This is a genomic window from Geomonas agri (assembly GCF_020179605.1).
Classification (GTDB): Bacteria; Desulfobacterota; Desulfuromonadia; order Geobacterales; family Geobacteraceae; genus Geomonas; species Geomonas agri.
Genome location: NZ_JAINZO010000001.1, coordinates 2,331,836 through 2,343,285, shown reverse-complemented (window position 1 = coordinate 2,343,285; position 11,450 = coordinate 2,331,836). Strand labels below are relative to the sequence as shown.

The window sequence follows — 11,450 nt, the reverse complement described above, 5'->3', positions numbered from 1 at the left end:
CTGCGGCACTTCGTAGCTGCATAGTCACCGCTTCCCTGAATGTCTGCAGAGCCTTTACCTTCCCTGCTCCTCCCTCGCCTCTAGCACTTCCTTGATGCGCTGCACCAGCCGGGTACTCTGGATCGGCTTGTGCAGCACGTTCGCCGAAATACCCCGTTCTGCCAGCATGTCGTTGTCGTAGCCAGTCAGGAAGATGACCGGCAGGGACGGGTGCAGGGAGTTGAGCCCCTGGCTGCACTCGATCCCGTTGATCCCGGGCAGGATCATGTCGATCAGGGCCAGGGCGATGCCGGTGCTCCTCTTGGCCAGCGTCAGGGCTTCCTCGCCGCTGCCGGCGGCAACGGCGCGGTACCCCGCGGAAACCAGGGTGCGGGTCAGGGCGCTGCGCACGGCCTCCTCGTCCTCGACGACCAGGATCAACTCGCCGCTGCCGGTCACCGCGCCTTGCTCCTCGGAATGGGGCGCGACTGCCGGCGGGGGCGTCAGCGGAACGCAGATAACGAACTCGGTCCCCCCTTCAGCCGGGCTTTGGACCGCGATGAAGCCGTTCATGCGCTGCACGGTGCCGTAGATCATGGCGAGTCCCAGGCCGGTCCCCTTGCCGATCTCATTGGTGGTGAAGAAGGGCTCGAAGATGCGCCCCCTGATCTCCTCGGGGATGCCGTGCCCGGTATCGCGTACCGAGAGCATGGCGTAACTGCCACTAATGGCGCTGCAGCCGCAGGGCAGGGGAGCCCCCCCCGCCTCCACCTGCCGGGTTCTGATCGTGACGCTGCCGCGCCCGGAGATGGCGTCGCGGGCGTTGGTGACCAGGTTGAAGACGATCTGCTGCACCAGTCCGGCGTCCGCGAGGATATGCAGCGGCTCGGCGCACAGCTCCAGCGCTATGACGATCTCCTCGGTGACCAGCTTGCTGGCCAGCTTGTGGCTTTGGCCGAGCAGCTCGTTCAGGTCGAAGTAGGTGAGTTCGACCGCGTTTTTGTGGCTGAAGACGAGCAGGCTCTTGGTGAGCGAGGAGCCATGCTCCACCGCCCTGATGATCTCGTCCAGGTGCTGGGTGCCCATGCCGCGCAGCTGGTTCTCCATGCTCTGCAGGTAGGCGTTACCGGTGATCACCTGCATGATGTTGTTGAAGTCGTGGGCAACCCCGCCGGCCAGCTGGCCCACCGCCTCCATCTTCTGGGCCTGGCGCAGCTGCTCTTCCATGGTGCGCTTGTCCGAGATGTCCTCCTTGATCGCCATGTAGTGGGTGATCTCTCCGGCCTGGTTCCTGATCGGGGAGATGATGTCGTGCTCCCAGAACACCGTGCCGTCCTTCCTGGTGTTGCAGAAGTCCCCCTGCCACACCTCCCCCTTGCACAGCTGCGCCCACAACAACTGCGGGTTCTTGCCCACCATCTCCTCGGCGCTGTAGCCGGTCATCTCCGAGAAGCGCGGGTTGACGAAGTCGATGGTGCCGTAGCGGTCGGTGATGACGATGGCGGTGGGGCTTTGGTTGACCGCCACGTAGAGCTTTCGAAGCGTCTCCTCCGATGCAGCCAGGGCCCGCTTGATGTTCATTTCTTCGGTCACGTCGATCAGCAGGAATTGCATGTAAGGTGTCGAGCCGATGTCGACGATCTCGGCGGAGCAGAGCAAGTCGGCGATCTCGCCTGACTTGCGGCGCAGCCTGAGGGGCTGGTTGATCATGCGCCCGTTTTCCTTCAGGTGTTGCACGATGGCCAGGCGCTGCGCGTTGTTGAGGTAGATGCCCAGCTCCACCGCGGTCCTGCCCACCACTTCCTCGTGCTTGAACCCGAGAATCTCGAGCCAGGCCGCATTCACCTCGACCAGACGCCCGGTGGCCAGTTCGCCGATGCCCACCCCGACCGGGGCGTTGTCGAACATGCAGCGGTACTTGCGCTCGCTGCTGAAGAGGGCTTCCTCGGCCTGCACCCGGCCGCGGTGTTCCTGCGCCTCTTTGAGCGCGCGGGTGATGCAGGGGGCGAGGCGGGGGAGGTTGTCCTTGTGCACGAAGTCGGACATACCCCGCTTCAGCAGTTCCACCGCCTGCTCCTCGCCGACGCTGCCGGAAACGAGGATCACCGGCAACGCCGGGTACCGGCTCCTGATCGTCTCCAGGGTTTCTTCAAACTCCATGTGGGGGACGTTGTAGTCGGCGAGCACCAGGTCCCAGCTCTCCTGCAGGGACTCCGCCAGCCGGTCGCGGTCCGCGATCCAGGTGAAGGTCGCGGCGAAACCCTGCCCCTCCACCTGGAGCTTGATCAGTTTGAAGTCAGTTGCGCAGTCCTCGATCACCAGGATGTTCAGCGTCTCCCCTGTCATGCCTCCACCTTCGGCCCCTGGTTCACGGCCAGCCAATATACCCCCAACTGGGCCACCGTCTCGGCGAATTCCGCGAAATCGAGCGGCTTGCGCACGAAGCTGTTCGCGCCCTCCTGGTAGCTCTTCACGCGGTCCTGCTCCTCGTCGGAGGAGGTGAGAATGACTATGGGGAGCAGGCGGGTCCTCTGGTCCTGGCGCAGGCGCTCCAGCACCTCCAGCCCGTTCACCCGCGGAAGATTCACGTCGAGCATTACGACGGTGGGGTCGCCCCCGGCGCGCCCGGCGAAATCCCCCTCACGGAACAGGTAGTCCAGCGCCTGCTGGCCGTCGCGCACCACGAATACCTCGTTGGCCAGGTTGATCCTGTTCAAGGTGCGCAGGATCAGCTTCTCGTCCTGCGGGTTGTCTTCCACCAGCAAAATGGTCTTATGTTCTGCCATCGATGCCTCCTGTCATGAAGGGAGCCAGAACCGGAAGGTGGCGCCCTTGCCCGGTTCCCCGTCCGCCTCTATGGCGCCGCCATGGCGGTTTACGATGCGCTGCACGGTGGCCAGGCCGATCCCGATACCGGGGAACTCATCCTGGCGATGCAGCCGCTGAAAGGGTTTGAAAAGACGTTCGGCGTGGCGCATGTCGAAGCCGGCGCCGTTGTCCGCTACCGTGATGAAGTGCCTGCCGTCGCGTCGCTCGGAACTGACCGTTATCCGGGGCGTTGACGCCGTGGCGGAATATTTCCAGGCGTTGGACAAAAGGTTGGTCAGCAGCATCTCGACCATGCGCGGGTCGCCGTTCACCTGAAGTCCCTCTTCGATTTGCCACCGCACCATCCGGTTGGGCTCAGCGCGCTCCAGGTCCTTGAGCAGTCGCTGCGCGAGGGCACTCACGTCGACCAGCTGACACTCCAGGGTGCCCCGAAGGCTGCGGGACAGCACCAGGAGCCCGTCCACCAGTTCCCCCATCCGGTACCCCGCCGTCTGAATCTCATGCAGGTGGTCGAGCCCCTCCTCGGATAGTTGCGCCGCGCAGTCCTCCCGCAGCGCCTCGCTGAAGCCAATCATGGCGCGCAGCGGCGCGCGCAGGTCGTGGGATACCGCGTAGGCGAAGGCGTCCAGCTCCTGGTTGGCCGCCTTCAGCTCGGCCGTGCGCAGCTCGACGCGCCGCTCCAGGTCGGTGTTGAGGCTCTGTATCTCGTCCTGGGCCTTTTTGAGATCGCTGATGTCCTCGGAGAAGAGGACGATGCCGCCGATGCCCCCTCCTGCCAGGCGCCAGGGCCGGATCTCCCAGCGGACCCACTGCACCGAGCCGTCGGCGCGGTCGAAGCGATCCGCCTCGGAGCGTATGACTTCACCGGCCAGGCCGCGTTTATGGAACTCGCGCCACTCCGCGGAGATTTCCGGGAAGATCTCGTAGTGCGACATGCCGATGATGTCGCGTCCTTCCATGCCGTAATCTCTGAGCCAGCGCTGGCTGACATGGAGGTAGCGCATCTGCCGGTCGAACATGGCGAGGGCGGCGGGGGCGTGTTCTATAAAGACTTCCTGGCGCTCCTCGCTCTCACGTTTCGCAGCTGCCACCTGTTCCAAAAACTCGCGCGCCTCGGCAATCTCCGCGATCTCCGCGACTTTCGTGGGCGGTGCCGGGCCCGGCTGGACCAGCCCCCGGACCGCACGGCCTAAGTGGCCGGCCGCGATGCTTCCGCCGAGCACACCGGCGACGGTGGTGACCAGGAGCCCCAGCACCAGCAGGATGGCGAAGCGCACCCAGGGACCTCGGTAGGCGACCTTCGGGATCTCCAGCTCCACCGTCCAGGGGGCGAGTTCGGACTTCACCACCACCCGGTTCGCCGCATCGGTTTCCTGGTGATTGGCCCCGCTGCGGCGCGCGATCAGCTGTCCTGAGCTGTCTTTCACCGCAATAGACCACCCCGCGGGCAGGAGGCGCCGGTCGATGCGCTGCTGCAAAAGCGAGGTTTCCAGCAGGGTGAGCAGCACGTACTGGGTGTGGTTGCCGCGCCGTATCGGGACCGCGATGGAGCAGAGCGGGACCTTGTTCACCGGCCCCACGATGACGTCTCCCACCTCCGGCTTGCCCGAGGCGACGGCGGCGGGGGCGGCGGCCTTCCCCTTGGGGATCGGCAAGGCAGGCAGTTTGCTGCCCAGGGGGAGCTTCGTGTTGAACAGCATCGGCATGGGACGGCCGATCTCGGCAAGGATGACGTGGCTGCCGAAGAAGCTCTGGTAGGCGCGGGCCTCCTGGTACAACTCCGGCCATCGGCTCCTGTCCTCCATGAGCGGCGAATTGCCCAGCATCTGGAGCGCGCCGATCCGGGAGGCGAGGAACTGGTCCAGGTCGGTGGCGAAGTTGCCGGCCAGCATGGCGGCATGGCGCAGGTCCTGCTGGTGGCGGGCGCGCAGCGTGTCCACCACCAGCCACAGCGACAACAGCATGAGTGGCAGGATGCTGAGCCAGATCAGTCGTCTCAGAAACAACGCCAGGGGCGTTTTCTGTCTGCATTTTGGTGGGGACTGTCTTTGGTGGTCGGTCATCATGCTGCTCACTATGTCCCGGAGAAGAAATCTATCAAAACGACAATCCCTATATCATCCCATATAGGAATTTCTAGTGTGTCATGGCAATTTTATCCTATAAAAATTAAATTTGCGGCTTTCAATGACCAAGGGAAATAAGATTCATGCTACGATGATAGACGAGGTGTTGTTTTTAATGAGTAATGTGGCGTTGCTAATGGTGTTTTTGAGTGATTGCTGTGGGCAGGGGGCGGACAGCGCCCGAATGATTCATGAGGGGCAATCTGTCATCTTGCAGGTAGTAGTGAGAATGGTATCGTTGGTGTTCTTTAACTTGTTTAAAGGACAGGAGGCTCTATGTGGGCAAGAGTGTTGGCAACGGAGGATACGGCAAGCTTGATGGTACTGAGACTGTTCCTTGCGCTGGTGATGTTCCCTCACGGTGCGCAGAAGGTGCTGGGATGGTTCGGAGGCCCCGGATTTTCCGGCGCCATGGACATGTTCACCAGGATGATGGGCATCCCCTACCTCTTCGGTCTGATGGCGGTGCTGACCGAGTTCGTCGGGCCGTTTCTGCTGATCGCCGGACTGGCCACAAGGGTGGCGGCCCTGGTGATGGCAGGCGAGATGGTGGTGGCCGTGGTACTGATACACCTGCACAACGGCTTTTTCATGAACTGGACCGGCAAGCAGGCCGGCGAAGGGTTCGAGTACCACCTGCTGGTGGTGGGGATGGCGCTGGCGCTGATGATAGGTGGTGGCGGGAAATGGTCGGTGGACCGGGTGCTGTCACGCCGTACCTGAGCGCCGGCTCCCCTACTTCAGGAAGCCGTACTCGGTCTTGTAGAAGTCGATCACTGACTGAACCTTGGGGCTGGGGTTCCCCCTGGTGATGGCGTAGATCGGGCTGGCGATGGCGATGGTCTCGATAGTTCGGGTGGCGGCGGTGCTCATTTCGTGGGACACCACGCCCACGCTCCCCGGCAGGGCCACCACGGTTTCAGCAATATTGCGGTAGGTGGTGGCTGCGTGCCTGGTCGCGGTGACCGGCTCCCCATCCAGCGCGAGGCGGGTGAACTGCACGTTTTGCGCCTCGGTTTCCTTTCCCCACACCACGGTGACGGCCATGTCCTTGCCTCCCACCACTTTCCAGTTGCTGATCTTGCCGGTGAAGATCCCCTTCAGCTGTTTTTTGGACAGGTGGGACACCTCGCTGTCACGGTTAGCGATCACCACGAGCTCGTTGTCACCGACCTGGGTGGAGACAAACTGGGACGGGTCCAGGATGACGCCGTCTTTCGCTGCCCCGGCGATAATGTCCTCCAGCGGGTGCGCGCCCGCTGCGATGTCCACTTTCCCCTCGCTCAGGGCTATCAGCCCCTTGACCGCGGAAGACTGCACGATGGTAAGGTAATCGCCGTGCAGTTTCTCGTATCTCTTCTTGATGGGCAGGAACACCGTGCTGATTGCGGTACCGCCCCCCTCGATCTTGATCTCATCGGCAAAAGCCGGAACACACATCGCAACGTACAAAACAACGGCTAAGACAACACCCTTCATTCAACCCCCATGTTACATTCAATCGTTGGAATATAAGGTATTGTTTACCGAATGTAAAACACAAAACAAATAGAGAGTTCTCACGACTTTGCCTTGTGTTTTCCCTTGGCTGGGGGGGCGAACGGTACCGGCTGGTTCCTGGTCAACACCGAGCATGCTCCGGTGTCGGCGCAGAACTCGACTGGAAAGGAGACCACGGTAAAGCCGGGGGAGGAGCCTGATGCCGCGCCGCTGGGGGTATGCTGCGGTTCCGGGCGCCACACCACGAAGCGCAGGTAGGCTTCGTTCCTTTGCCCAATCTGCTTGAGCACGCCCAAAGGCGCCCCGACCGGGACGGCCTTTCCTTCGCTGATGTCCTTGCCGATCGTGCCGATGTGCTCGTAGGTGGCAATGGTGGAGTCGTCGTGAAGGATGTCGATGGTGTTGTTGTCCTTGATCCTGCTGATGACCCCTTTGCGTGCCGCCAGAACGGTGGTGCCAGCAGGCATGGTGAAGATGATGGCAAAGCGGTCCCCGTAAGTGTCCTCTCCTTCGGTCACTACGGCGCGGGCTTTTGTGCCGCTGCTGAAGGGGAAACGGTAGCGTTCCGGGCAGTCATGTTTGGCGTTGTAGACACCGATGCCCCAGGAGTAGGCGTCGCGCGCCCGGTAGGAAGCCCCTCGCTGCTCGGGCCTGGCCTGGAAAAGGACCTGTTCGCTTTGAGGCGGCACCACCGCGTACAGCGGCACCTGCATGTCGATTTTCAGGTTCTCGGATCGCTCCCGGTCGATGTTCAGGATGACAGAGACGGGGGCCATGCCGTGGTTGACCGCCGTAATGGCATGGGTAGTGTCGGCCGAACCTTGCGGCAGGTAGTCGGGAGGGACGTTCTTTACGTCCCGCACGGTGAAGTCATAGAGCTGCTTGGACCGGGCAGGCGTGGGCTGCCCCGGCAAGGAACCGGTAGAGACTGCTGCGTGCTCTGGGGGCACCACCTTCTCCTCGGCGGCGAGACCGGGCGTCATGCCGTTGGCGGTCACTGCCTTGGCCACCGCGGCAGGCGGAGCATCGAACGTTGCCACCGCGCCGCTCAGGCCAATGTAGTTGCCGGTCCGGACTTTCCCGTAATCCCCGTCATACTCCCATGGCCAGGACCCCCTGGAGTCCGACAGGCCACCGGCGCAACCGGCCAGGGCAATCAGCGACAATGCCATCATCCATCTGTAACGTTTCACCTGCACGAACGCTCCTTTGTCTCATCGCGTGGTACCGACACCCGTGTCCGCGGTTTCTCTCCAGTCACGTTGCTGGCTCTTTGCAGCCCGGCTGACACGGCCCCACGATTCCGGAGACGGTTGCCGGCGCCCGCACGTGGGGAATATATGGCAAGGTTGAGGTGTTGTAAATTAAAAGATGTTAGATGAGTCTGTGTCAACCGGGGCTGATACTGGAGAAGATAGTGAAATTATAGTTTGTTGAATGCTGAGCTGGCGTGTTATGCTGCCGTGCTGTCCGGTAAACCGGTATAGTCCGATTCCTTGATTGAAAGCGAGGCGTACATTGAAAGGGCAAAGCTTGATAAATTCCATCGGCTCCACGCCGCTGATCGAGATCGACTCACTCTATGACAACCCCGCCGTACGGATCATGGCCAAGCTGGAGGGGAACAACCCCGGTGGCTCGGTCAAGGACCGCCCGGCCCGCCACATGATCCTGGCGGCCGAGAAAAGCGGCGAGTTGACGGTGGACAAGGTGATCCTGGAGCCCACATCGGGCAACACCGGCATCGCCCTGGCCATGATCGCCGCGGCGCGGGGGTACCGCATCAAGCTGGTGATGCCGGCCTGCGTCAGCATGGAGCGCCGCAGCGTGCTGGAGGCCTACGGCGCCGAGATCGTCCTTTCCCCCGGTTGCGAGGCGACTGACGGTGCCATTCGGCTGGCACACAAGATCTTCGAGGAGCACCCCGAGAAGTACTACATGCCCAACCAGTATGCCAACCCCAACAACGTGCTGGCCCACTACGAGACCACCGGGCCGGAGATCTGGCGGCAGACCGACGGCTCCATCACCCACATGGTGGCGGGCATGGGGACCGGGGGGACCCTGATGGGGCTGTCCCGGTACTTCCGCGAGACGGCGCCGCAGGTCCAGGTTGTGGGCGTCGAGCCGGTGCTGGGGCACAAGATCCAGGGGCTCAAGAACATGCAGGAGGCCATCGTCCCTCCCATCTACGACGCCAATGCCTACCACAGGAAGCTCGTGGTCGAGGATGACGATGCCTTCGAGACGGCCAGGCTCTTGGCGGCCCAGCACGGTATCTTCTGCGGCATGTCCGGCGGCGCCGCCGTCTTCGGCGCGCTCAAGCTGGCGAAAGAGTTGGAGTCGGGCACCATCGTCGTGATTCTCCCCGACCGCGGCGACCGCTACCTGAGCACCAACCTCTTCAAGTCGATGTGCGCCCAGTGCCCGCCGTAACCTGAACGCCGGTACCAGCAAAGGAAAAGCCCCACGGCAGTTATTGCCGGCGGGGCTTTTTACTTAAACAAGCATTTCTCCCCTCGCCCTCCGGGAGAGGGGCGGGGGTGAGGGCGTTGCCTTGGCAATGGACTCCTTCGGTTAAAGTGTTTAAGCCGTTGGCCGGTTCTTCCGATACGCATGGTAGTGCTCAAAACCGTAAGGAGGAACAGGGTATGGAAATTTCCACCATGCGCAATGCAACAACTCTTCCCCTTGCCACCCAGACACCGCAGGCAAGTATCTCCCCTTCAGCAAAAACGACCTCCGGTCACCCAGGTAAAGACCAGGTAAGCGTGTCTGACGAGGCACTGGCGTCGTCCAGGCAGGCGACGGCGGATTCCTCTGCCGTCTCGGACAGCACGCTGCACATGCTGGGCGACCTCTTAAACCAGGTCACCGGCAGCACGGTACAGCAGTTGAGCTACCAGGAAACGGATCTTGCTGCGCAGTCCGCCTCCCTGTCGTACAGCGGGACCATAGCCACCAGCGACGGCAAGCAAGTGAGCTTCGGCCTGCAGCTTCAGTACGACCACGTCGCCGTTCAACAGCAGTCCGCGACCTTCCAGGCGGGCCCGGACGGGATCTCGCTCAGCTACCAGGGGGACGCCGCGGAACTCACCAGCAGGAGCTTCAGTTTCTCCCTGGCCGCCAGCGCCGACAGCCCTGCGGTAACCGGAAAGGGCGTCTTGCACCTGGACAACGAACTGAGCCTGATCGCCAAGGATATGAAGCCGGCGGTGAAAGATTTCATGGCGGCAACCGGCGCCCAGGGCGGCTGGGGCCAGGTTAACCGTCTGCTGCGCTCGACCGTTTGACCGGTCGGCGGTACCCTGCGCAAACGAAAGCCCCGGGTCCAGGTCCGGGGCTTCTTGTTTCTCATGACTACAGGTGCTGCTTCAAGTTTCATGAGAGGTTTGGTATAATGAAGTCGTCTCACAACCGGCGGCCAGCCGCTTCACTGGCCAAGGACCGAGGCGCACGATGAAACCGCTGCTGCGCACACTCTGCACCCTGCTGATCCTCCTCGGCATTACCGGCCTCCCCTCTCATGCCGCCGACAAGGTCCGATCCCTTTGCGAAATCCATTACCCCACCGACTACCTCTACGAGTGGGACTGCGTCAAAGTCACCGCCAAGGACAGCCCGTACAAGATCTTCGGCAAGCAGTGGCAGGACGGGCTGCGCTTCAACCGCATGGACCGGCGCCATTTCCTGGTCGGTATGTCGGTCAAAGTACCCAAGCACATGGAGGACATCAAGGAGTTCAACCCGATGCCCCCGTTCTATTACGAGGCGGAGAAGGAGCCGCAGCTGATCCTCATCGACCAGAACGAGATGTTCCTGGGCGCCTACGAGTACGGTGTGCTGGTCTTTTCCGCTCCGGTCGCGGTGGGGGTGGACGAGTACCGCCTCAGAAACGGCACCTACCGCGTCGATACCGTGGACCCGGTGCACGAGTCGAGCCTCTACCCGGTGGAGGGGACGGAGCGTCCCTACCCGATGCACTACGGCTTACGCTTCTACGTGGACAAGAAGGACGACGGCTGGACCTCCTACTGGATCCATGGCCGCGACCTCCCCGGCTATCCCGCCTCCCACGGCTGCATTGGGCTCTCCGACGAGGAGATGCAGCTGGCCTATTACGGCGAGCCGGCCAAGCCCCTGCTCATGGACGCCAAGAAGCTCTACCAGTGGGCGGTGGGCGCGCGCGATACCGGCGCCCTGCAGAGGCTGCGCGGACCTGCGGTGGTCATCATGGGCGAGCCGCAGATACCGCCCGAACAGTTGCGGCCGGTCCCGACCTCCACCGTCGTGTCGCCTGCCGAGGCCGGGGCACCGGGGCGCTGACGGGTCCCTTGAAAAAATCCCCGTCCCCTGTCCATTTCCCGTTTCCGGTGTATATTCTCATGGTGCCCATTTTCCGGGGTACCAGTTCTCTGCAGCAGCCGTCACGTCTCTTGATCACTTGATCAGTCTTTCCAACAATCGATCCAAGTTCGCAGCCAGCAGCCTCGACCGTTCCGGCCGAGCGTGTCGACGCGTCCGCCCTGGACCGAACTACGTCACCAGCGAGGGTAAAATCATGATCGTCAAACGCGGCAGCGTGGTGAGTCATGCAATGGCGCAGCAATGGGGTAGCGGCAAGGTTGTCGAGGTGGACGAAGTCAGGGCGACCATCCGCTTCAGCGACGGTATGGTCAGGAAGATCATTGCATCTCATTTCGAGGACCTCCACCCCGCCGACCCGGCCAGCTACCATCCGCCGGTGAAGAAAGCGCAGAAGGGGAGGGGGAAGGGGCGCACGGGTGCCCCTCGCGCTAAAACGCCCCGCCCCAAGAAAGCGGCGGCCCCGGCCGTGGTGCAGCCCTGACAGGATGACGTCATCGGCCGGCACCGCGGGCGACCACTCGGTACCCACCAGGCAGCACCCCAGTCAGCACGTACCAGGCAGGGGGAAACCGCATAATTCTCGCTTGCCACGCCGGGAAATACCGTCATAATCTCTCTCATGAGATCAGCGACCGCAGTTGCCGCGGG

Annotated in this window: 10 protein-coding genes; 5 read left to right on the top strand and 5 right to left on the bottom strand. The window is 62.4% G+C overall.

Going from position 1 to position 11,450, the window contains the following annotated elements; translation table 11 throughout:
* Window positions 1-54: 54 nt before the first annotated feature.
* From K7R21_RS10210 to K7R21_RS10200, 3 genes are read right to left on the bottom strand one after another with little or no spacing between them, the layout of a single operon-like run.
* Window positions 55-2,325, bottom strand: a complete 2,271-nt coding sequence (locus K7R21_RS10210) for a PAS domain S-box protein (protein WP_224983148.1) — start codon at window positions 2,323-2,325, stop codon at window positions 55-57.
* On the bottom strand, window positions 2,322-2,765 hold the full coding sequence (locus tag K7R21_RS10205) for a response regulator (RefSeq protein ID WP_224983147.1): 444 nt from the start codon (window positions 2,763-2,765) through the stop codon (window positions 2,322-2,324). Before K7R21_RS10205 ends, K7R21_RS10210 begins: the two co-directional genes overlap by 4 nt.
* Window positions 2,766-2,777: 12 nt before the next feature.
* Window positions 2,778-4,814 (bottom strand): sensor histidine kinase, encoded by a 2,037-nt coding sequence (locus K7R21_RS10200; RefSeq protein ID WP_224983146.1) that lies wholly within the window; start codon window positions 4,812-4,814, stop codon window positions 2,778-2,780.
* 396 nt (window positions 4,815-5,210) lie between these two features.
* On the opposite strand from K7R21_RS10200, the gene K7R21_RS10195 reads away from it, so the two are divergent.
* The gene (locus tag K7R21_RS10195) at window positions 5,211-5,657 is read left to right on the top strand and encodes a DoxX family protein (RefSeq protein ID WP_224983145.1); all 447 of its coding nucleotides are present in this window, start codon (window positions 5,211-5,213) and stop codon (window positions 5,655-5,657) included.
* Between the two features lie 12 nt (window positions 5,658-5,669).
* Here the strand turns inward: K7R21_RS10195 and K7R21_RS10190 are convergent, their stop codons facing one another.
* On the bottom strand, window positions 5,670-6,413 hold the full coding sequence (locus K7R21_RS10190; protein ID WP_224983144.1) for a substrate-binding domain-containing protein: 744 nt from the start codon (window positions 6,411-6,413) through the stop codon (window positions 5,670-5,672).
* A gap of 80 nt (window positions 6,414-6,493) precedes the next feature.
* Complete coding sequence (locus K7R21_RS20825; protein ID WP_224983143.1) at window positions 6,494-7,627, bottom strand: peptidoglycan DD-metalloendopeptidase family protein; 1,134 nt, start codon at window positions 7,625-7,627, stop codon at window positions 6,494-6,496.
* A gap of 325 nt (window positions 7,628-7,952) precedes the next feature.
* Between K7R21_RS20825 and K7R21_RS10180 the strand changes: the two genes are divergently transcribed.
* The 4 genes from K7R21_RS10180 to K7R21_RS10165 all read left to right on the top strand — a co-directional run bounded on the left by K7R21_RS10180 (window position 7,953) and on the right by K7R21_RS10165 (window position 11,283).
* Window positions 7,953-8,870, top strand: coding sequence for a PLP-dependent cysteine synthase family protein (locus K7R21_RS10180; protein ID WP_224983142.1), 918 nt, complete (start codon window positions 7,953-7,955; stop codon window positions 8,868-8,870).
* A 215-nt stretch (window positions 8,871-9,085) separates the two neighbouring features.
* Entirely contained in the window at window positions 9,086-9,727 is a 642-nt protein-coding gene (locus tag K7R21_RS10175) for a hypothetical protein (RefSeq protein WP_224983141.1), read from the top strand.
* Between the two features lie 166 nt (window positions 9,728-9,893).
* The gene (locus tag K7R21_RS10170) at window positions 9,894-10,760 is read left to right on the top strand and encodes a L,D-transpeptidase (protein ID WP_224983140.1); all 867 of its coding nucleotides are present in this window, start codon (window positions 9,894-9,896) and stop codon (window positions 10,758-10,760) included.
* A gap of 235 nt (window positions 10,761-10,995) precedes the next feature.
* The gene (locus K7R21_RS10165; protein ID WP_224983139.1) at window positions 10,996-11,283 is read left to right on the top strand and encodes a DUF3553 domain-containing protein; all 288 of its coding nucleotides are present in this window, start codon (window positions 10,996-10,998) and stop codon (window positions 11,281-11,283) included.
* Window positions 11,284-11,450 lie beyond the last annotated feature (167 nt).